This window comes from Paenarthrobacter sp. NPDC057981 (assembly GCF_042886835.1).
Taxonomy (GTDB): Bacteria; Actinomycetota; Actinomycetes; order Actinomycetales; family Micrococcaceae; genus Arthrobacter.
This window is the reverse complement of the sequence record NZ_JBHVQI010000006.1, coordinates 129,312-150,118: the sequence shown is the minus strand read 5'-3', so window position 1 is coordinate 150,118 and position 20,807 is coordinate 129,312. Positions and strand designations below refer to the sequence as shown.

General features: G+C 63.5%; 15 protein-coding genes, 2 tRNA genes and 1 riboswitch. Of the genes, 8 read left to right on the top strand and 9 right to left on the bottom strand.

The window, feature by feature from the left end:
* Positions 1-15: 15 nt before the first annotated feature.
* Together ACFVSI_RS08800 and ACFVSI_RS08795 are read left to right on the top strand one after the other, a co-directional pair.
* Positions 16-1,188, top strand: coding sequence for a Gfo/Idh/MocA family protein (locus tag ACFVSI_RS08800; protein ID WP_387822035.1), 1,173 nt, complete (start codon positions 16-18; stop codon positions 1,186-1,188).
* Between the two features lie 67 nt (positions 1,189-1,255).
* Entirely contained in the window at positions 1,256-1,579 is a 324-nt protein-coding gene (locus ACFVSI_RS08795) for a putative quinol monooxygenase (protein ID WP_387822032.1), read from the top strand.
* A 92-nt stretch (positions 1,580-1,671) separates the two neighbouring features.
* Here ACFVSI_RS08795 and ACFVSI_RS08790 read toward each other — a convergent pair whose 3' ends face one another.
* From ACFVSI_RS08790 to ACFVSI_RS08760, 7 genes are all read right to left on the bottom strand, one after another.
* Positions 1,672-2,511: an aldo/keto reductase gene (locus tag ACFVSI_RS08790; protein WP_144661598.1), complete on the bottom strand. Its 840-nt coding sequence runs from the start codon at positions 2,509-2,511 to the stop codon at positions 1,672-1,674.
* 123 nt (positions 2,512-2,634) lie between these two features.
* On the bottom strand, positions 2,635-3,075 hold the full coding sequence (locus ACFVSI_RS08785; protein WP_144661597.1) for a hypothetical protein: 441 nt from the start codon (positions 3,073-3,075) through the stop codon (positions 2,635-2,637).
* Between the two features lie 8 nt (positions 3,076-3,083).
* Positions 3,084-3,737 carry a bacterial proteasome activator family protein gene (locus ACFVSI_RS08780; RefSeq protein WP_387822028.1) on the bottom strand — a complete coding sequence of 218 codons (654 nt, stop codon included), beginning with the start codon at positions 3,735-3,737 and terminating at the stop codon, positions 3,084-3,086.
* A gap of 79 nt (positions 3,738-3,816) precedes the next feature.
* Complete coding sequence (locus ACFVSI_RS08775; RefSeq protein ID WP_144661595.1) at positions 3,817-4,008, bottom strand: YbdD/YjiX family protein; 192 nt, start codon at positions 4,006-4,008, stop codon at positions 3,817-3,819.
* Positions 4,008-6,278 (bottom strand): carbon starvation CstA family protein, encoded by a 2,271-nt coding sequence (locus ACFVSI_RS08770; protein WP_387822025.1) that lies wholly within the window; start codon positions 6,276-6,278, stop codon positions 4,008-4,010. Before ACFVSI_RS08770 ends, ACFVSI_RS08775 begins: the two co-directional genes overlap by 1 nt.
* A 142-nt stretch (positions 6,279-6,420) precedes the next feature.
* The gene (locus tag ACFVSI_RS08765) at positions 6,421-6,978 is read right to left on the bottom strand and encodes a PadR family transcriptional regulator (RefSeq protein ID WP_262277329.1); all 558 of its coding nucleotides are present in this window, start codon (positions 6,976-6,978) and stop codon (positions 6,421-6,423) included.
* Between the two features lie 27 nt (positions 6,979-7,005).
* Positions 7,006-7,989, bottom strand: a complete 984-nt coding sequence (locus ACFVSI_RS08760) for an NAD(P)H-quinone oxidoreductase (protein WP_387822023.1) — start codon at positions 7,987-7,989, stop codon at positions 7,006-7,008.
* A gap of 102 nt (positions 7,990-8,091) precedes the next feature.
* Between ACFVSI_RS08760 and ACFVSI_RS08755 the strand changes: the two genes are divergently transcribed.
* The 4 genes from ACFVSI_RS08755 (at position 8,092) to ACFVSI_RS08740 (ending at position 14,485) form a co-directional block, all read left to right on the top strand.
* Positions 8,092-8,182: transfer RNA gene (locus ACFVSI_RS08755), tRNA-Ser, on the top strand.
* Positions 8,183-8,318: 136 nt separating this feature from the next.
* A complete protein-coding gene (locus ACFVSI_RS08750; protein ID WP_387822021.1) occupies positions 8,319-9,104 on the top strand; it encodes a VOC family protein in 786 nt (261 codons plus the stop codon).
* A 174-nt stretch (positions 9,105-9,278) separates the two neighbouring features.
* On the top strand, positions 9,279-9,770 hold the full coding sequence (locus ACFVSI_RS08745) for a septum formation family protein (protein ID WP_387822019.1): 492 nt from the start codon (positions 9,279-9,281) through the stop codon (positions 9,768-9,770).
* Positions 9,771-9,952: 182 nt separating this feature from the next.
* The gene (locus ACFVSI_RS08740; protein ID WP_387822016.1) at positions 9,953-14,485 is read left to right on the top strand and encodes an ExeM/NucH family extracellular endonuclease; all 4,533 of its coding nucleotides are present in this window, start codon (positions 9,953-9,955) and stop codon (positions 14,483-14,485) included.
* A 69-nt stretch (positions 14,486-14,554) separates the two neighbouring features.
* On the opposite strand, the gene cycA is transcribed toward ACFVSI_RS08740, so the two are convergent.
* Together cycA and ACFVSI_RS08730 are read right to left on the bottom strand one after the other, a co-directional pair.
* Entirely contained in the window at positions 14,555-16,015 is a 1,461-nt protein-coding gene (gene cycA, locus ACFVSI_RS08735) for a D-serine/D-alanine/glycine transporter (RefSeq protein ID WP_387822014.1), read from the bottom strand.
* Between the two features lie 145 nt (positions 16,016-16,160).
* A riboswitch (glycine riboswitch) is annotated at positions 16,161-16,259 on the bottom strand.
* Between the two features lie 73 nt (positions 16,260-16,332).
* Positions 16,333-18,270 (bottom strand): FAD/NAD(P)-binding protein, encoded by a 1,938-nt coding sequence (locus ACFVSI_RS08730; RefSeq protein ID WP_387822012.1) that lies wholly within the window; start codon positions 18,268-18,270, stop codon positions 16,333-16,335.
* A gap of 59 nt (positions 18,271-18,329) precedes the next feature.
* Here ACFVSI_RS08730 and ACFVSI_RS08725 point away from each other — a divergent pair, with 59 nt between their 5' ends.
* Together ACFVSI_RS08725 and ACFVSI_RS08720 are read left to right on the top strand one after the other, a co-directional pair.
* Positions 18,330-20,540 carry a prolyl oligopeptidase family protein gene (locus ACFVSI_RS08725; protein WP_387822010.1) on the top strand — a complete coding sequence of 737 codons (2,211 nt, stop codon included), beginning with the start codon at positions 18,330-18,332 and terminating at the stop codon, positions 20,538-20,540.
* 90 nt (positions 20,541-20,630) lie between these two features.
* Positions 20,631-20,719: transfer RNA gene (locus ACFVSI_RS08720), tRNA-Ser, on the top strand.
* Positions 20,720-20,807: the final 88 nt, after the last annotated feature.

Here is a 20,807-nt window from a genome sequence, read left to right as displayed (position 1 = left end):
AGGACCACGATTTATATGCAAAACCTCAATGTCGGCCTCATCGGCGGCGGCTTCATGGGCAAAGCCCACTCCCTTGCCTATGCCGCCATGCCCATGTTCTTCTGGCCTGCCCCGGCGCTGCCGGTCCGCAAGGTCATCGCGGAGGCCAATCCCGAATTGGCAGCAGAAGCCGCCCGGCGCTTCGGCTTCGAAAATTCGACGTCGGACTGGCGGTCCATCATCGACGACCCCGACATCCACGTCGTCGACATCGCAACACCCAACCACCTGCACGCCGAAATCGCCATTGCCGCCGCCGAAGCGGGCAAGCACATCATCTGCGAGAAGCCACTCGCCCGCACCGGCGAAGAGTCCAAGGCCATGTATGACGCCGTCAAGGACAAGGACCTCGTCCACATGGTGGCCTTCAACTACCGGCGCACCCCCGCCGTGGCACTGGCCAAGAAGTACATCGAAGAAGGCGCAATCGGCCAAATCCTCAACTTCCGGGGAACCTATCTCCAGGATTGGAGCGCCGACCCGAACTCGCCGTTGTCATGGCGTTTCCAGAAATCCATCGCAGGCTCCGGCGCCCTGGGTGACATCGCCACGCACGTCATCGACATGGCGCGGTACCTCGTGGGTGAGTTCAGCGCCGTCAACGCGGTCCTTTCGACGTGGATCCCGGAGCGCCCGCTCCAGTCGGGTGGCGCGGATGCGCTCGGCACCGTACGCGGCGGAGAGGGTCCGCGGGGCGACGTCGATGTCGATGACGAAGTGATGACCATGATCCGCTTCGCAAACGGTGCCGTTGGATCCGTCGAAGCAACACGCAACGCGCACGGCAGGAACAACTACATCACTTTCGAAATCCACGGAACCGAAGGCAGCATCGTCTTCAATTACGAACGCCGCGACGAGCTTCAGGTCTGCTTCGCATCGGACCAGGCCGACCGACGAGGCTTCCGGACCATCTACACAGGCCCGTCGCACCCGTACGGTGACGGCCTGTGGCCCATTCCTGCCCTGGGCATCGGGTACGGAGAGACCAAGATCATTGAAGCCTACGACTTCTTCAAAGCCATCGCGGAAGGCGGCAGCGTCAACCCCAACTTCGCCGACGGCTACCAAGTCGCCCTCATCGACGACGCGATCGTCGAGTCCGCGGCCAAAGAGTCCTGGGTTGAGGTTCCCCAAATATCCGCTTGATCCTTTGCGTCGGGAGGGACGGGAAACCGGCCCTCCCGACCCACGGACCTTCGCCAAGGAAGTCAGGATGACCGACGCAATGCCCACCACCAAAAAGCCAACAGAAGTGTGGCTCATGCCGGTGTTCACGGCCAAGGCAGGCTGTGAAAGCCAACTGCGGAGCGCGCTCGGTTCGCTCCAAACCGAGAGCCGCAAGGACGCCGGATGCCTGGAGTACACCGTCTTCGCGGATGTGCAGCAGCCCGGCACCTTTGTCATGTTTGAAGGCTGGGCCCTTCAGGAGGACCTCGACGCCCACAACCAGCAACAGCATGTCAGGGACTTCGTTGAGGCAGTGAAGCCGTTGCTGGAAGTGCCTTTCCGGGTGACCACGCTGGAACCGTTGGACTGATTCAGTACGCAGGCGGCCACCCGCCGTCGGGCGTTAACCGCAGGTGCCCCGCTCCCATGATGGGAGCGGGGCACCTGGCCATAGCGGGGACTTTAGGCGAAGTCGGAGACTGCCGGGTCCGGGCCGATACGGCCTTCGGCACCGCGGTCGAGGTTGTTGATGGCCTCGATGTCGGTGTCATCCAGCGTGACGTCCAGGGCCGCGAAGTTTTCCTGGATGCGGGACTCCGTGACGGACTTGGGGATGACGACGTTGCCGATGGCCAGGTGCCATGCAATGACAACCTGCGCCGGAGTCGCACCGTGCTTGGCGGCAATTTCGGAGATCGTTGCGCTCTCGAGGAGCTCGCCACCCTGGCCCAGCGGGGACCAGGCCTGCGTGAGGATGCCCTTGGAGGCGTTGAACTCGCGCAGTTCAGCCTGGTTGAAGAACGGGTGCAGCTCCACCTGGTTGATGGCCGGAACGACGCCGGTCTCATCGATGATGTGCTGCAGGCCTTCCTTGGTGAAGTTGGAGACACCGATGGACTTGACCCGGCCGCGCTTCTTGAGCTCGATGAGGGCCTTCCAGGTGTCGACGTACTTCTCCTGCTTGGGCTGCTGCCAGTGGATCAGGTAGAGGTCCAAGGTTTCCAGGCCGAGGCGGTCGAGTGACTTCTCAAAGGCCTCGAGCGTGGATTCGTAGCCCTGGTCCGCGTTCCACAGCTTGGTGGTGATGAAGATTTCCTCGGCGGAGAGGCCGGAGGAAGCGATGGCACGGCCGACGCCGGCCTCGTTGCCGTAGATCTTGGCGGTATCGATGTGGCGGAACCCGGCATCGAAAGCCTGGCGCACCACCTTTTCGGCTACATCGTCTTCAACCTGCCATACCCCGTAGCCGAGCTGGGGGATGGTGTTGCCGTCATTGAAAGTAAGTTCTGGTGACGAAGTCATGGTTGTTATCCTGCCAGCCCTGCTGCGAAGATCCACCAGATTATGACGAAGATCAGCTATCCGCTTAACTTCTTGCATGCAGGGAATACGGGCGTGCGCCGGTAGTTGCGAACGCCTCGCATATTAGGGATTCAGCTGGCGCTCCGCGTCGGCCACTTGCTCGAAGACTGACTCGGCCCTGCGCCGCACTGACAGGGCACCGACAGGCACGGGACCAACTGCCAGCCGCAACATGGCCGCAGCTTCAGCCGTGGTCGCGAGCGAGTTGCCTGCTTTGGACAAGGCCCGGTGCACCCCGGCGAGAGCTCCGGGCACGTCCAGGCCGTCGCTGGGCGAGCGCCGCTGCGCCTCTACACAAATGCTCCGCACCCGGGGCGACAACTCCGCCAGCTCATTGGCGATCTGCACCAGCTCGTTGTAGAGCTGTTCGTCGTCCACACCCTCCAAGACCTGGTGGTAGCGGTCCAGGCCGCGATGAAACCGGTCGTGTGCACGGCGCCACAGGCCCTTGCCGAGCTCAAGATCATCTTTCCGCCCTTGCCGGACGGCCCCAAAGAAACCCACCAGCAAACTCAGAGGTATTGGCCCGGACCGTGGTCGGGATCTTCCGGGCGACCATTGGCAGCGGCGCCGGGAGCGCCAGGCGCAGCAGCCCGCTGCGGTTGCCCGTTTTCACCAATGACAATGCCCGGAGCGATGACCGTTCCCGGAGGCAGTTGGCGGAGCTGCATCTGCGCGGCAGCGTGTTCCTTCGCCGCCTGTTGCGCTGCAATCGCTGCCTGGATGCCGTGGAACAGCCCTTCAAGCCACCCGACCAACTGGGCCTGGGCGATCCGAAGCTCGGCATCCGAAGGAGCCTGGTCTTCGGGGAAGGGCAGGCTGATGCGTTCCAACTCTTCGATCAGCTCAGGCGCCAGCCCATCTTCGAGTTCCTTGATGGACCGCTCGTGGATCTCGGCAAGGCGGTTCCTGGCAGCGTCATCGAGAGGGGCACTCTTAACCTCTTCCAAAAGCTGCCGGATCATGGTGCCGATCCGCATCACCTTGGCTGGTTCGTCCACCAGTTCCTGAAGGTTGCCGCCCTTGGGCTTGGCATCCTTCGCTGCCTGTCCCCCGGGGGCTTGACGGCCGTTGGGCGCGGCTGCGTCGCCGTCCAGCGTGGTTCCTTCCACGGGGGTGTCGTCCGAAGCCTCATCCGTGGGCTGAATGTCGTTCAGATCGCTCATCCGTTCATACTCTCATGTGGTTCCCGTGAACCTTCGGCCACAACCGGAATTTGGACTTCGTTCGTAGCGAAACTACATCTCAGCAGCAGCGGCCTTGCGGGTTGCTGTCCTGCCGGTCCATCCGGTCCCGCCAGAACTCGCGTTCTGTCATGGCGGGACCGGAATGGCCCGAGGTGGTGAAGTGCTCAAGGTACTTCGAATACGCGTCGGCACCCATGATCGATCCCAGGTAGGCCGCGAAACTCCGGAAGCCCTTGGTGACGGCGTTCATCAGTGATGCCCGGCCTTTTGGACCCTCTTTACCGCCGGAAGAGCGTTCCATTCTGCGAGCAGTTCCTTCTCCGCCGGCGTCGGGATCAGCCCGGCAGGAGCAAAGACCTTGGAGGCCACGGCAGGGTCTTCGTGATCCTGTCCACCACCGGCGCGGATGGCTTTGATCGTGGCGATCAGGGCCGTGAGGATCACGATGATGCTCAGGGTCACGAAGATCACCGAGAGGACACCCTGGATCATGGTGTTACGTACCACGGCTTCCATGGCTGCGACGGTCTTGGCGGTGCCGAACTCCGTCTTGCCATCCGCCAGCGCCTTGGAGAAGGCCGCGTTGTTGGCGAAATAGCCGACCGCGGGAACCGGCGAGAAGATCTTGTGGAAGCTCGCCGTGATGGTGACGACGGCGGCGAACGCCAGCGGGACCGCGACGATCCACAAGTACCGGAACACTCCCCTCTTTGCCGCGATGGCCATGCACACGGCCAAAGCAATGGCGGCGAGAAGCTGGTTGGCGATGCCGAACAGCGGGAACAGTGTGTTGATGCCGCCGAGTGGATCCGTCACACCCATCAGGAGCACGGCACCCCAGGCAGCGACCATGATGGCCGTGCACAACCATGCGCCTGGGCGCCATGAGGCTTCCTTGAACTTGGGAACGAAGTTGCCAATGGAATCCTGCAGCATGAACCGGGCTACGCGCGTGCCGGCGTCCACTGCGGTGAGGATGAACAGGGCCTCGAACATGATGGCGAAGTGGTACCAGAAGGCCATCATGGCAGGGCCGCCGATGAACTGCTGCATGATGTGCGCCAGGCCGACGGCCAGCGTGGGGGCACCACCGGAACGGGAAATGATGCTTTCCTCGCCGACGTCCTTGGCGGTCTGCGCAAGGACGTCAGGGGTGATGTTCACATTGGCCAGCCCCAGGCTGTTCACCCACTGGGCAGCGGTTTCCACGGTGCCGCCCGTCAGGGCCACAGGAGCGTTCATGGCGAAGTAGATTCCGCGGTCGATCGAGATCGCAGCCACCAGGGCCATGATCGCCACGAAAGATTCCATCAGCATGCCGCCGTACCCGATGAAGCGGGTCTGGCGTTCCTTCTCGATCAGTTTGGGCGTGGTTCCCGAAGAGATGAGGGCGTGGAAACCGGACAGGGCACCACAGGCAATGGTCACGAAGAGGAAGGGGAACAGCGCACCGGAGAAGACCGGCCCGTTTTCCCGGCTGGCAAACTCACTGAATGCAGGGACAGTGATTTCCGGGCGCACCACGATGATGGCGACAGCCAGCATCACGATCACGCCGATCTTCATGAATGTGGACAAATAGTCACGTGGTGCAAGGAGCAGCCACACGGGCAGGATGGCGGCGATGAAACCGTAGATGATGATGCCCCAGGCGATGGTCACCTTGTCCAGGTGGAAGAACGCTGCGCCCCACTCGGTCCCGGCCACGGCGCCGCCGCCGATAATGGCCGCCATCAGCAGCACGAAACCAATGATCGACACTTCCATGACCTTGCCGGGCCGGAGGTAGCGCAGGTAGACGCCCATGAACAGGGCAATCGGGATGGTCATGCCAACAGAGAAGACACCCCAAGGGCTCTCGCCCAGGGCGTTGACAACCACCAGGGCCAGGATGGCCACGATGATGATCATGATCAGCAAGGTGGCGATCAGCGCGGCGGTACCGCCAATGACGCCAAGTTCCTCGCGGGCCATCTGGCCCAGCGAGCGGCCACCGCGGCGCATCGAGAAGAACATCACCAGATAGTCCTGCACGGCACCGGCGAATACGACGCCGATGATGATCCAGATGGTGCCAGGGAGGTAGCCCATCTGGGCCGCGATAACGGGTCCCACCAACGGACCCGCGCCTGCGATGGCCGCAAAATGGTGGCCGAACAGGACGTTGCGGTCGGTGCGGACGTAATCCTTGCCGTCGGCCTTGTACTCGGCCGGGGTGGCGCGGCGGTCGTTTGGCTTAAGCAAGTACCGCTCGATGACCCTGGAGTAGAACCTGTACCCGATCAGGTAGGTACACACGGCGGCGAAAACGAACCAGATGGCGTTCACCGTTTCGCCGCGGACCAACGCGAGCATGAACCACGCCACTGCTCCCAGGAGCGAAATCGCCACCCAAAGACCGATCTTCGCGGGGGTCCACGTGCGTTCCTCGGCTTCGCGGACCGAATCGTCAACTGCGGGCGCGGGCAGCGTGGGATCAAGTCCCTCCATGAGTCCGGTCTGGTCGGGATTCTTACCCATATCTCCTCCTTGAGAACTGCTTTGCTGCCCTGGCTCGGACGTGCGTCACGGGCAAACTAGCAAGCATGTACCCCACTAACCGGGGGAACCCACGGCGCGATCCGGCAGTTGCGTTGAGCGGTATCCCCGCTGCGGTGAGCGGTCAGTTCGCCCCGGCGCTGCTTGATCCGCCCTTCCCCAGGCTCTGCACCATCCTCGCTTCGCAGAGGTCCAGCCACCGGACCTCGGCCTCTGCTTGGAAGACCAGGGAATCGAGCACCAGCAGAAAGGCAGTGTCCGAAGCACGCTGGTTGGCCGAGACTGCCTTACGCGCCTGGGTGTGCTCCTGGAGCGCCTTGACGGACACCTCGCGCTGGGACTGGATGACGGCGGCGGCATCCACTCCGGGCATGGTCACTGCGAGCGCCAGCTTGATGGCGATCTCGTTCCGGGGCGGATTCCCCCGGTCGACAGCGCCGGCAAACCAGGCCCCGACTTCCTCAACCCCGGCGTCAGTGATGCTGTAGATGACGTGGCCACCGCCGTCGTCGCCGTCTTTGCTGACCAGGCCGTCGCGCTCCAGCCGATCGAGCGTGGTGTACACCTGGCCGATGTTCAACGGCCAGGCGGCACCTGTCCGGTCCTCGAATTCCACGCGCAACTCATAGCCGTACCTGGGCTGGTCCTGGAGCAGGGCCAGCAGACTGTGCCGGATGGACATGAGGCTCCTTGCTGCGCGTCGGTAATGTCAGAGGAGCAGCAGGACCTTGCCCACGTGCTCCCCCGAGTCGAAGTACTCGTGGGCCTCCCGGACCTGGTCCAGGGGAAACGACTTGGCAACCAGTGGCGTGATCCGGCCGTCAGTGACCATGGGCCACACGGACTCGCGCACCGCCGTCATGATGATGCCCTTCTCGGCAACCGACCGCGGCCGGAGGGCGGTTCCGATCACGGCAGCACGTTTGCTGAGGAGCTGGCCGAGGTTGATTTCCGCTGTGGTGCCGCCCTGCAGGCCGATGATGATCAGCCGGCCATACTCTGCGAGCGCATCGACGTTCTGTTGCAGGTACTTTGCACCCACGACGTCGAGGATGACATCGGCGCCTTTGCCTCCGTTTTGTGCCTTGAGGCTTTCAACGAAGTTTTCCTCGGCGTAGTTGATGGCGATGTCGGCGCCCAGGAACGCTTTGGCCGTGCCGACTTTCTCGTCGGTCCCGGCCGTCGCCGCCACTGTTGCACCATAAGCCTTGGCCAGCTGGATGGCCATGGTTCCGATGCCGCCCGTGGCGCCATGGATGAGCACCGTCTCCCCGGGCTGCAGTTGGGCCGTCATGATCAGGTTCGAGTAGACGGTGGCGGCCACTTCGGGGAGGGCCGCGGCGGTGATCAGATCCACGCCCTCGGGGACGCGCAGTACCTGTTCAGCGGGTACGGCCACCTGCTGGGCGTAGCCGCCGCCCGAGAGAAGTGCCACTACCTTGTCGCCCACGGAGAAGGCCTTGGTGACACCGGGGCCGAAGGCCGCGATGCGGCCCGACACTTCAAGCCCCGGAATGTCCGAAGCTCCCGGCGGTGGCGGGTAGAAGCCTCGGCGCTGCTGGACGTCCGCGCGGTTCAGGCCCGCAGCGACGACGTCTATCAGCACCTCGCCGTCGCCCGGCACCGGGGAGGGGACCTCGCGGACCTCGAGGACTTCGGGCCCGCCCGGCTCTGAGATGTAGACGGCTTTCATGACGAACTCCCGGTTTCTTGCTTGTCATCCGGCACCCGGGGCAGGGGCTGGAGGACGTGATGTTTTGGAACAGCCAACTCCCTATGAAACACTACTAGGCGAGGAAGGTTGTCCGAGCGGCCTAAGGAGCTGGTCTTGAAAACCAGTGTGCGGTAACCCCGTACCAAGGGTTCAAATCCCTTACCTTCCGCCAATGAATGCCCCGGGTTGTTGAACCCGGGGCATTTTCATTGAAAATTGTCGGAGCCCCCGCATAGTGTTCTTCCTGTCTCCACCACTAAACCATCAGCCGCGGAATGTGCCGCGGCCTGACAACAGGAGCTGCACACATGCCTACGCCCGATATCACTGCCGGTTCGCCGTGTTGGATCGACCTGATGACCTCCGATACCGAGAGGGCGAAGTCCTTCTACAACGCACTGTTTGGCTGGACTTATGAGACCGGAGACGAAGAGAAGTACGGCGGCTACATCACCGCGTCCAAGGACGGAAAGCTTGTAGCCGGGATCATGCAGAAACAGGCCGACATGGGTGCCATGCCGGATCTGTGGTCCACCTACCTGCGCACCGACGACATCAAGGCAACCACCGAAGCCGCAGCGGCCAATGGGGGCCAGGTGTACATGGAACCGATGGAGGTTCCTGAGCAGGGCAGCATGGCGATGTACGGCGACTCTTCCGGTGCCTCGATCGGGGCGTGGCAGTTCGGGGAGATGAAGGGCTTCGAGGTCGCCGCCGAACCGGGTTCGCCTGCGTGGCACGAGCTTCTGTCCAAGAACTACGACTCCGCCGTGGCGTTCTACCAGAAGGTGTTCGGCTGGGAAACGGACGTCATGAGCGACACCCCGGAGTTCAGGTACACCACCTTGGGATCCGGGGACAACGCCAAGGCAGGCATCATGGACGCCTCCGGCTTCCTGCCCGAAGAGGTTCCCTCCATGTGGAGCGTGTACTTCGCCGTTGCGGACACCGACGCCACCGTGGAGCAGGCAACAGCCCTCGGCGCCACCGTTATGCAGCCTGCGGAGGACACCCCCTTCGGCAGGTTGGCTACGTTGTCCGATCCCACGGGTGCCGTTTTCAAGGTGATCCAGGATCAGGGCCAGACGGCCTAGACTATGAAAATTCGGGTCCGGCCGGCTGCCCCCTACCCAAGGGCGGCCGGCCGGAGCCTCTCATCGTCGGCCTTGGGGGATCGACCGGGATGGGAATATCTTGTTGGGTCCCTCATCGATGACCACAGGCCCGTTTCATGCGAATCCTGTGTTCCTCCTGGAATGAGGACCAGAATGCTCCATCTTTCAAAGACCCTCAGGGCCGCTGCCGTGCTGATCATGGCATCGCTGGCGCTGGCGGGATGCTCGCTCATCAGCAGTGGGGACGCCAAGCGGGATGAATCCGGCAAACCCACGGAATCGTCCAAAGCTGACGCCTTCAAAGTGAAACTGGGTGACTGCATCGCCAACCCTGATACCGAGGAAGTTGTGGACGTCACCATCATTCCGTGCGATCAGAGCCACGACCTTGAGGCTTACGCCGTTACCAAGCTCGACACTTCCACGTTCCCAGGGACCACCGAGGTGGGAACCAAAGCAGAAGAGTTCTGTGGCGCACAGTTCGCCTCGTTCGTCGGAGTGCCCTTCGAAGAGTCCGCCCTGGACGTGACTTTCCTCCACCCCACCAGCGATTCCTGGAAGACCGGCGATCGTGAGATTGTCTGCCTGATCGGCGCCGCTGCGGGGGCCGCAACCACCGGCACCCTCAAGGGCGCCGCCAAGTAGGACCCGTTGTGGCCGGCACTCCAACCGGCCACCCGGGGGCCACTTCCCATTCATCCGTTCGTGTTCAGCTATGCCCGAGGCAGCTTTACCCCGGAGTAACTTCCGGGCATATCGCCCACTTCACAAGACGGTGGGCGTCGTCCACAGGGCCCCACAGGGCTCCCTCATGAAAGTTAGAGCGGATGCACCAAAACCATTGGAAAACAGCGGCGGGAACAGTCCTGTCAGTCGGGTTGCTTGCGGCCCCGCTGACGGCGGCACCCGCCTTCGCGACGGACGATCCGGCCGCACCCAGCGGCACCTCGCCGGTGGTGATCAACGAGGCCTATCTCAGCGGCGGCAGCAGCGGGGCAGCGTTCAAGAACAAGTTCGTGGAGCTCTACAACTCCTCTGACGCAGCAGTCAGCCTGGCCGGTTGGTCACTGCAGTACCGTTCAGCCACCAGTGCCGCAGCCCCTACCGGCATCACTCCCCTGACCGGCAGCATCCCGGCCAAGGGCTACTACCTGATCCAGGGCGCCACGAACAGCGGCACCTCCACGGCCCCTGCGCTTCCCACTGCGGATGTCCAGGCCACCGGCACGCTGAACCCCAGCGGCACGGCAGGAACACTCATCCTCGCCAAGCAGGCCACCGCGGTCTCAGCTCTGCCTGCCGGCTCCGTCACCGGCAACGCGGCCGTCGCGGACCTCCTGGGCTATGGCAGTTCCAACACCTTTGAGACGGCGGCTGCAACAGGACCGTCCAGCAACACGGATGTCCGCAGCCTCAACCGCACCAACGGCGTGGACACAGACTCCAACGCAGCTGACTTCAGCCTCAACGCTTCCATCACGCCGACGGCGTCGGGCGGATCCGGGACACCCCCGGATCCACAACCTGAGCCTGGCACCAAGTCCATCGCCGAGATCCAGGGCACCGGCGCAGCCAGTCCTTTCGTTGGCAGCACTGTGACGACGCGCGGCAAGGTGACCGCCGTCTACGCCACCGGCGGATTCAACGGCTACTACGTCCAAACCCCGGGAACCGGTGGCGACAACGGCGGGGCGGCCAGGACGGCGTCGGACGCTTTGTTTGTCTACTCACCCACGACGACGGCGACGGTCCAGCCGGGCGACTACGTTGAACTGACCGGCGTGGTCAGTGAGTTTGCCAACCAGACCCAGCTCACGGTCGAGGCTGCGGGCCTCAAGAAGCTCACGGAGGCCGCACCCGAGGTCAAATCCACGCCGTTCACGCTCCCGGCCAATGAAGCAGCCCGCGAAAGCCTGGAAGGCATGCTGGTTGCGCCGCAGGGCAACTTCACCGTCACGGACAACTATTCGCTGAACCAGTATGGCGAAATCGGCCTCGCCGCGGGCACCTCGCCTTTGGTGCAGCCGACGGCGGTAGCCAGCTACGGCTCGCCGGAGTACGCGGCGGTGGTGGCTGACAATGCGCTCCGGGCCATCAAGCTCGACGACGGTGCCTCCACGAACTTCCTCAAGGACGCCACCACCAAGGCCCAGCAGCTCCCGTACCTGACAACCACCGATCCTGTCCGTGTTGGTTCACCCGCCACGTTCAAGACCGATGTGATTCTGGGCTACGGCAACAACTCCTGGAAATTCCAACCCCTGGCCGCACTCACCCCGGCCAACGCCGATTCCGTCCAGCCCGCGACCTTTACCGCGTCGCGGCCCGAGGGTCCGGCAGACGTTGGGGGAAGCCTCAAGCTGGCCTCCTTCAACGTGCTCAACTACTTCCCCACCACCGGCGACCAGCTGAGCGGTTGCGTATTCTACACCGACCGGGACGGCAATCCGATCACCGTCAAGGAAGGCTGCAACGCCCGCGGTGCCGCCAACGCGGAGAACTTCGAACGCCAGCAGGCCAAAATCGTAGCGGCCATCACCAAGTCCGGCGCTGACGTCGTGTCCCTCGAAGAGATCGAGAACTCGGCACAGTTCGGCAAGAACCGTGATGACGCACTGTCCAAGCTGGTGGACGCCCTCAACGTCAAGACCCCGGGCGTCTGGGACTACGTCCGCACTCCTGCGAACGCTCCCCCGTTGACCGACGAGGACATGATCCGCACGGCATTCATCTTCAAGAAGGCCACTGCAGAACCGGTGGGCGAATCCATCATCCACAACGACACCGTGGCATTCGCCAGTGCACGCAAGCCGCTGGCACAGGTGTTCAAGCCAGTCGGCGGAGCTGATGATAAGAAGTTCATCGCGATCGTGAACCACTTCAAGTCCAAGGGCTCAGCAGCCACCCCGGACGATACCGACAAGGGCCAGGGCGCTTCCAATATTGCCCGGACCAAGCAGGCGCAGTCCCTGCTGGCCTTCTCGCAGGATCTGCAGGCCTCCAAGGGAACCGACAAGGTGTTCCTGATCGGCGACTTCAACGCCTACGGCAAGGAAGATCCCATCAACGTCCTGACCGGCGCCGGCTACACCGACCTTGAGGTTGGCACCGGCAAGCACTCCTACCTGTTCGGTGGAATGGTCGGTTCCTTGGACCACATCCTGGCCTCCCCCTCGGCGGCCCAAAAAGTCACCGGAACCGACATCTGGAACATCAACTCCGTGGAGTCCGTGGCACTGGAGTACAGCCGGTATAACAACAACGTGACCAACTACTACGCTGCGGACGAATTCCGGGCCAGCGACCACGACCCCGTGGTGGTCGGCCTGAACCTCGCCCCCGATGCACCGGACTCAGTCGACCTGCAGTTCCTGGGCATCAACGATTTCCACGGGCGCATCGACAACAACACGGTGCTCTTCGCAGGAACCGTGGAAAAGCTCCGTGCGGCGGCCGCTCCCGGCGCCACGGCGTTCATCTCGGCCGGCGACAACATCGGCGCTTCCCTCTTCGCGTCTTCGGTAGCGAAGGACCAGCCCACCATTGACGTCCTGAATGCCCTGGAACTGCAGGCTTCCGCAGTTGGCAACCACGAGTTCGACGGCGGCTGGCAGGACCTGCGCGACCGCGTCATTGCCGGAGGTGCCAACGCCAAATTCGCCTACCTGGGCGCCAACGTCTACCAGAAGGGCACCACCACCCCGGTCCTGCCGGAGTACAAAGTCCTGGACATGAACGGCATGCGGGTCGCCGTCATCGGTACGGTCACACAGGAAGTGCCAACCCTGGTGACCCCGGCAGGTATCGCCGATCTGGAATTCGGGGACGCCGTGGAAGCCATCAACCGCGTCGCCGCCAAGATCAAGGCCGACAACGCAGCTGACCTGATCATCGTGGAGAACCACGACGGCGCGGCATCCGGAACACCGGAGGGCGCAACGCTGGAGCAGGAAGTGGCGGCAGGCGGCCCGTTCGCCAAGCTGGTCAACGAAACCACCCCGGATGTCGCCGCGATCTTCACGGGCCACACCCACAAGGAGTACGCCTGGGATGCACCCGTCCTGGACTCAAACGGCCAGCCCACAGGCAAAACCCGACCCATCGTGCAGACCGGCAACTACGGCGAGAACGTGGGCAGTGTGACGCTCACGGTGGACACTGCCTCCAAGTCCGTGACGGCCTACAAAGCAGCGGTCGTGGACCGCACTACGGACACTGCCGCAAGCCTGGTGGCCGCCTACCCGCGCGTTGCCACAGTCAAAACGATCGTGGACAAGGCCCTGGCCAATGCCGCAGAAATCGGAAACCAGCCGGTCGGTGCGGTAACAGCCGATATCACCACCGCCTTCACTCCGGACCCGGCAGGCGGAGCCCCCAAGCGTGACGATCGCGCGAGCGAATCGACGCTGGGCAACCTTGTGGCGGACTCCCTGGTGGATACGCTCAAGGCGCCGGAACTGGGCGCGGCGGAGATCGGCGTCGTGAATCCTGGTGGCCTGCGCAACGAGCTCTACTACGCGCCGGACGGCACCATCACCTACGCAGAAGCCAACGCCGTACTGCCGTTCGTGAACAATCTGTGGACCACGTCGCTGACAGGTACGCAGTTCAAGACTCTCTTGGAGCAGCAATGGCAGACCAACCCGGACGGAACGGTGCCCAGCCGTCCGTACCAGCAGCTCGGCCTGTCCAAGAACGTCAACTACACCTACGACGCCGCCCGCCCAGCAGGCGATCGCGTTACCGGGATTTGGGTAAATGGCGCGGTCATTGATCCGGCCAAGCAGTACAGGATCGGCACCTTCAGCTTCCTGGCCACCGGTGGTGACAACTTCCGGGTCTTCAAGGAAGGCAGCAACACGAAGGACACCGGCCTGGTGGACAGGGATGCCTGGATCAAGTACCTGCAGGGACACAACCCGGTGTCGCCTGACTTTGCCCGCCGCTCCGTCGCTGTCGCCAACACCACCGCCGCCGAGGTCAAAGCAGGCGACCCGATAACCCTGGCAGTGTCCAAACTGGACCTGACATCGATCGGCAGCCCGGCCAACAAGACGCTGAAGGCAGTCTTTACCGATGCCAAGGGCGCCTCTCTGGTGCTCGGCGACGTGCCCGTTGCAGCCGGCTCCGCCACAGTGAACCTCAAGGTTCCCGCAGCGGCCGCCGCAGGAACCGGCACCGTGGTGCTGACCGCCGTCGAAAGTGGAACCACGGTCAAGGCGCAGGTCTTGGTGGCTTCAAGCGGGCCCCAGCCACCGCAGTGCACCGAGCCAACCAAGCCGTCCAAGTGGTACGACATCGTGGGCTGGCTCCGTTATGCCTTCGCATGGCTGGAGTACCAGAAGTGCCTGAGGGGCTAAACCTCCCCTGAAAACCAAAGAGCCAGGCTCCTCAATCATCGAGGAGCCTGGCTCTTTGCTTTGACGTGCCTAGTTGCGGACGGATTCGGGTTCGTTCACCCGCTCAGCGTCCTTCTGCAGCTCAGCCTTGAAGTGCTCGTAACGGGCCAGGCGGGTGGGCCGTTTGCGAAGGACAGCCCAGGCCACGCCAAGGGCGAGGAACCACACCGGAGTGACCAGCAGCGCCATGAGCGTGTCCGGCTGGGTGGTCAGCGCCCAGAGGATGAATGCGAAGAAGGCGAACACCACCCACACCATCACCACCCCGCCCGGCATCTTGAAAGCCGAGGAATCGTGCAGGTGGGGACGGCGCTTCCTGAAGGCCAGGTAGCTGGCCAGGATGATCGACCACACGAACACGAAACAGACAGCCGAAACGGTGGTGACCATATCGAATGCCTTGCCGACGTCCTGTCCGGCGTACATGAGGACGACGCCGGACAGCAGCAGGACGCAGGAAAGGAACAGGGCGTTGCGGGGTACTTTGCGTCCGGACAACGCACTGAAGACGGCTGGCGCGTCGCCCTCCTGGGCGAGGCCGAACACCATGCGGGAGGTGGAGTAGATGCCGGAGTTGGCCGAGGACATGGCGGAGGTCAACACCACCAGATTCACGATCGTGGCGGCGGCGCCGAGGCCTGCCAGGGAGAACATGGCAATGAAGGGGCTGTGGCCCGCGGCGAACTGGGTCCACGGGGTGACGGACATGAGGATGATGAGCGCACCTACGTAGAAAAGCAGCACGCGGATGGGGATGGAGTTGATGGCCTTGGGCAGGTTCTTCTCCGGGTCCTTGGCCTCAGCCGCAGTGGTACCCACCAGCTCGATGCCCACGAACGCGAACACCGCGATCTGGAAACCGGCAACGAAGCCCATGAACTCGTTGGGGAAGAAACCGCCGTGGCTCCACAGGTTGGTGAAACTGGCCGGTCCGGCGTCGGACTGGAAGCCGCTGAGGATCATGAACAGTCCCACAATGATGAGGGCGGCGATGGCGACGATCTTGATGAGCGCGAACCAGAATTCGGTCTCGCCGAAGGCCTTCACGGTTGCCAGGTTCAGGAGCAGCAGGATGCCGATGGTGATCAGGCCTGGGATCCACAACGGCAATCCGGGCCACAACTCCTCCGAGTACCCGGCAATTGCAATGACATCGGCGATACCCGTGATGACCCAGCAGAACCAGTAGGTCCAACCGGTGAAGAAGCCGGCCCAGGGACCCAGGAGGTCGGCGGCGAAGTCGCTGAAGGACTTGTAATTCAGGTTGCTCAGGAGCAGTTCGCCCATGGCGCGCATGACGAAGAACAGCATGAAGCCGATGATCATGTACACGAAAATTACGGAGGGGCCAGCTGCGGAAATGGTCTTGCCCGAGCCCATGAAGAGGCCGGTTCCAATGGCACCGCCGATGGCGATGAGCTGGATGTGGCGGTTGCTGAGTTGGCGTTCGAGATGCGGTGAGTCGTTGCCGGTGGTGGGATGAATCGTCAAAGGAACTCCGTCGTTCAGGCGGCACTGTGGTGCCGCATTGATTCGGGTTCCTCCCCGCTCTGTAGGTAGACCTGAGAGTTTCCGCAGGCATGGGCCTGCTTGCACCTTCGGTGAGTCCGGTGGCCGGACTGCTTTCCAGAGTTGCCTCGCCGCGGCGGTACATGGGCCTGAGAGATTCCTGGGGAGGGTTTGCTCCTACGGCGCCTGACGAAATGTACCGGCAGGGCTCTCCCGCCGCAGATCAAAAGCGCGCACACCCAACGGGTGATGCAGCTCACACAGTAGCGAAGGCTGGCTGGCGGCGCAACCCGGGGGCTCTAGAGTCCCAGAATGCTGCGGGCGATCTCATCGGCGTCGCGCAGGGTCCGTTGCCCGCTGGCATAGGCGGGGCCGGTGCGGGGACGGGCCTCCGCGGCGATGGCATTGCCCCACTGCGACGCAGACAACTGCAGCCCAAGCACGTACATGTTTTCCGTAACAGATCCGTTGGCCGCGAGGGGGCGGTAGGGGTGCGGTTCAACGTCAAGGCCGGTGGTCTGCATGGGTGTGCCCTCGACGCTCATCATGATCTTGGTCCGCACCAAGCCATCAGCCATGAGTTGCTCCAGCAGCGGGGAGATATTGATGCCGACCCTGTTCGCCGGCGACATCGCCTCAATGAGGGTCTCCGCCTCCACGGGCCCGTCGTGAACCCACGGCGAAGCCGCCCTGAACACCTTGGCGCTGCGATCGACACTGAACTTGGGGTCAGGTCCAACAAAACTTACGACGCCGGCACGCGCCAAGGCGGCGAGCTGCTCCGAGCGGAGCGCGGGCGGCCCGCTGGCCAGTCCTTCGACAAACGATTCGAACCAGCCGCGCAGACCGGCCAACCAGGACTCGTCCGTGATGCCGCCGTCGGCCACAACAGTCTTGAGGATCGCCCGGCCGGTGTGGAGTGCGCCGATGGCCATTTTTACGGGGTCCGCTTCGCCCAGCGAAGAGCGTCGGGCGTCGTCGTCCAAGTAGGCGGTGATCGCGGCGTCCAGGTCACGCCGTGAGGTGAACGTCCGTCCCGCCAACGGCGCCGCGAGACCACGAAGATTCAAACGTCTGGAAGCAATCACGTGCTTCTCAACGAGGTTCTCCACGTCGCTTTCCCAGTGCGCCGTGGTGTGTGCATGCGGTCGCAGCGCGTCCTGCAGATCGGCCAGAAACTGTGCCGGATCCTTGATCGCGGCGGGCTGGGACCGGGCCAGCGTTGAGTAGTAGGCCCACAAGGCATCCCGGTGCAGCAAAGGCCAGAGATCGTGGTCGAAACCAGGCTGGATGCCTGCTGCCCGGAATCGGTCAACCGCGTCTTCCGTCAGGTACCGCATGGTGATGCTGCGTGGGTAGTAGCCATCCAGCCCTGCCTTGGCCCGGTACGGCGTACCCCGGCGGGAGGCAGCGAAAATCCTGGGTTCACGGCCCGATGGCCGGTACTCCAGGACACCGGCTCCGGGCACGCCTGCCTCGACAAACTTGCCTCCGCGGCCCTCCGTCAGTTGGCCCATCACGTCGAAGAAGTTCAAGCCCATGCCTCGGACAAGAACGGGTTGGCTGTCCGGAACCGCCTGCCAATCCACATCCGCGGGCGGTGCCGGCGGGAAATACGCCAAGCCCAACTCGTCGGCCGCACGCTTGAATGACCTCTGCTCCGGGTTGAGCCGCGACTCGATGTGCCCCAACGCCAAGACCACCGAACCGACGGTGAGCGTCGTGCCGTCGGCAAGTTCGACGTCGAACTTCCCGTCAACCGGACGCGCAGCAACGGCGAGCGTTTCATGGAAGGTGACCTCGACGCCGTCGGGCAGCCGGTCCAGCAGCCCCTCCAGGGTCTGGCGCAGATAGCGCCCGTACAGGGCGCGGCTGGGGAAGTCGTGGGATTCCAGGGTGGCCAGCTCGGCTTTTTCGGCGTCGTCCAGTCCCGCACCATCACGACGTCGGGCCTCTCGCCACTGGTCGAAGGATCCACCCGTCAGCGGGGTTGCGAGCTGGGGATCCTCGGGGATCAAGGTGGGATAGAACGCTTGCGTATTCATCAAGTACAGGCGGGACTGGCCGGGCTGCCACACGTGCCCGGAACCGGCAGGAAACGGATCCACGACATGTATGTGGAGGGTGGCTCCCTGCGTGTCCCCGGCAGCCCAGTTCGCGAGCAACCGCTCAAGGACACTGGTGCCCCGAGGGCCGGCCCCCAGTAGGGCAACACGGTTGGTTTGCGATTTAGCCACGCTCAAGCCTAACTCTGCGTGACTTGCCTACCCTCGAACTGTGTTGCTTGGATGGGGCGATGACCACCACAGCAGCTGATTCCTCGCCATTGTCAGAGAATGGCGCCGCGCCCGCGCCTGAACCCACGGATGAGAACGCCTGGCTGGAGGACATCCACGGCGAAGAGCAGCTCGCGTGGGTCCGGGAGCAGAACGCCCGCACCGAAGAACTGCTGGAAGACGCCGATTATGCGGTGCTCCAGTCCGGCATTTTGGAAGTCATGGACTCCACAGACCGGATCGCCATGGTCAACAAACGCGGCGATTTCTACTACAACTTTTGGAAGGACAAGGAGCACCCCAAGGGACTGTGGCGCCGCACCACCTGGGAAAGCTACCTCAGTGATGAACCTGAGTGGGATGTGCTGCTCGACGTCGACGCCTTGGCGTCCGCGGAAGGGGTCGAATGGGTCTTCCACGGGGCCGGTTTCCTTCGCCCTGCCGACGGATCCCAGTACCGCCTTGCCATGGTTTCGCTCTCCCCCGACGGCGGCGACGCCGACCGGCACCGGGAGTTCGACGTCGAATCCCGCACCTTTGTGGACCCCGCGGCAGGCGGCTTCGACATCCCCACCGCGAAGGGGAATGTCAGCTGGCTGGATGCCGACACGCTCCTGGTGTCCAGCACCGCGGAAGGCCTGCCCGCGACGTCCTCCTCTTATGCACGCACCGGCGTCAAGCTTCGCCGCGGTCAATCGCTTGCGGACGCTGAACGCCTCTTCGAAATCCCCGAAAACCACATGCTGGCCATGGTGGCGCACGACTCCACTCCCGGCTACGAGCGGACCTTCGCAGTCGACCACATCGACTTCTACAACCGCAGCACATGGTTGCTCCGGGACGACTCATGGGTGCCCATCGACGTTCCCACCGATGTGAACCTTAGCGCCCACCGCGATTGGCTGCTCTTCCGGCCCCAGGGTGACTGGGAGGTGGATGGCGTGGTGTACCCGGCGGGCTCCCTGCTGGCCGCCGACTTCGAAAGCTACCTTGCCGGTTCGCGCGCCCTGCTGGTTCTGTTCACCCCGGATGCGCACACGTCCCTGCAGTCCTGGAGCTGGACCAAGGACTACCTGCTGCTGAACCTGCTCCGGGATGTCTCCTCGGAGATCCGCGTGCTGGACCCATCGTCTGTGGACAGCGACGGGAGGTGGGCTTCCACCATCCTGGATGCCTGCCCTCCCCTGCATGATGTCAACGCCTACGCCGTGGACGATGAAGACACCTCTGACTCCGGCGCCGGGAATGACTTCTGGTTGGTGGCCACCGGTTTCACGACGCCCACCACCCTCACCCGGGGCACGCTTGGCGCTTCACCATCCGCGGGGGATGCCGGCTCCGTGGCGAGTGAGCACGCGGTGGTGAAGCGGTCGCCGTCGTTCTTCAACGAAGCCGACTACGAAGTCCAGCAGCACTTCGCCACCTCCTTGGATGGGACCAAGGTCCCGTATTTCCAAGTGGCTTCCAAGGACCTGGTGCTCGACGGCGAGAACCCCACCCAGCTCTCCGGCTACGGCGGCTTCGAGGTTTCCCGGACTCCGGCGTACAGCGGAACCATCGGACGGGCCTGGCTGGAGCGCCGCACAACGTCCGACGTCGGGGCTGCCGCCCACTCCCGCGGCGGCGTCTACGTGGTGGCCAACATCCGCGGCGGCGGCGAGTACGGTCCTTCATGGCACCGCGCCGCGCTTCAGGAGAACCGGCACCGCGCCTACGAGGACTTCGCCGCCGTAGCGAAGGACCTGATCTCCCGCGGCGTCACCAGCCGGCGCCGGCTAGGCTGCGTGGGCGGTTCCAACGGAGGCCTCCTGGTGGGCAACATGCTGACCCAATACCCGGAACTTTTTGGCGCGGTCTCCTGCGGCGTACCCCTCCTGGACATGCGCCGCTACACCAAGCTTTCGGCCGGCTACTCCTGGATCGCCGAATACGGTGACCCGGATGTCCCGGAGCAATGGGAATTCATCCGGACCTTCTCGCCCTACCACCTATTGCACGATGGCATCGAGTACCCGGAGACCTTCATCTGGACCGCGACCTCCGACGACCGGGTAGGTCCTGTCCAAGCCCGGAAAATGGCGGCCCGGATGCATGCCATGGGCATCCCGAACGTGTGGTTCCACGAGGCGTTGGAAGGTGGGCACGCCGGAGCTTCCGACAACAGGCAGGCTGCAGCGCTCCAAGCCCGGAGCAACCACTTCCTGTGGCTCGCACTGGCCGGGAGCAAGTGACCCCTTCCAGGACGCTGACACTGGATTGCACGGCTGTTTTGCACTGGACGACACCTTCTGCGTATCCTTGGTGGGCTAGCAATAGCGGATGGAGACGTGCCAGAGCGGCCGAATGGACTTCACTGCTAATGAAGGGTCGGGGTTAAACTCGACCGGGGGTTCAAATCCCCCCGTCTCCGCGAATTGGTCCCGGTTTTCGAACCGGGACCTTTTGCGTTTGAGCGGCTTGGGCCTTCGGCGTCCGGGGGCTCGGGTGTTCAGCGCCCC

Coding starts and splice junctions, on each gene's coding strand:
- ACFVSI_RS08765 (WP_262277329.1), bottom strand. CDS start 6,978: ATGTCCATCCGGCACAGTCTGCTGGCCCTGCTCCAGGACCAGCCCAGG.
- ACFVSI_RS08750 (WP_387822021.1), top strand. CDS start 8,319: ATGCCTACGCCCGATATCACTGCCGGTTCGCCGTGTTGGATCGACCTG.
- ACFVSI_RS08740 (WP_387822016.1), top strand. CDS start 9,953: ATGCACCAAAACCATTGGAAAACAGCGGCGGGAACAGTCCTGTCAGTC.
- ACFVSI_RS08745 (WP_387822019.1), top strand. CDS start 9,279: ATGCTCCATCTTTCAAAGACCCTCAGGGCCGCTGCCGTGCTGATCATG.
- ACFVSI_RS08800 (WP_387822035.1), top strand. CDS start 16: ATGCAAAACCTCAATGTCGGCCTCATCGGCGGCGGCTTCATGGGCAAA.
- ACFVSI_RS08725 (WP_387822010.1), top strand. CDS start 18,330: ATGACCACCACAGCAGCTGATTCCTCGCCATTGTCAGAGAATGGCGCC.
- ACFVSI_RS08780 (WP_387822028.1), bottom strand. CDS start 3,737: ATGAGCGATCTGAACGACATTCAGCCCACGGATGAGGCTTCGGACGAC.
- ACFVSI_RS08760 (WP_387822023.1), bottom strand. CDS start 7,989: ATGAAAGCCGTCTACATCTCAGAGCCGGGCGGGCCCGAAGTCCTCGAG.
- ACFVSI_RS08775 (WP_144661595.1), bottom strand. CDS start 4,008: ATGAACGCCGTCACCAAGGGCTTCCGGAGTTTCGCGGCCTACCTGGGA.
- ACFVSI_RS08770 (WP_387822025.1), bottom strand. CDS start 6,278: ATGGGTAAGAATCCCGACCAGACCGGACTCATGGAGGGACTTGATCCC.
- ACFVSI_RS08790 (WP_144661598.1), bottom strand. CDS start 2,511: ATGACTTCGTCACCAGAACTTACTTTCAATGACGGCAACACCATCCCC.
- ACFVSI_RS08795 (WP_387822032.1), top strand. CDS start 1,256: ATGACCGACGCAATGCCCACCACCAAAAAGCCAACAGAAGTGTGGCTC.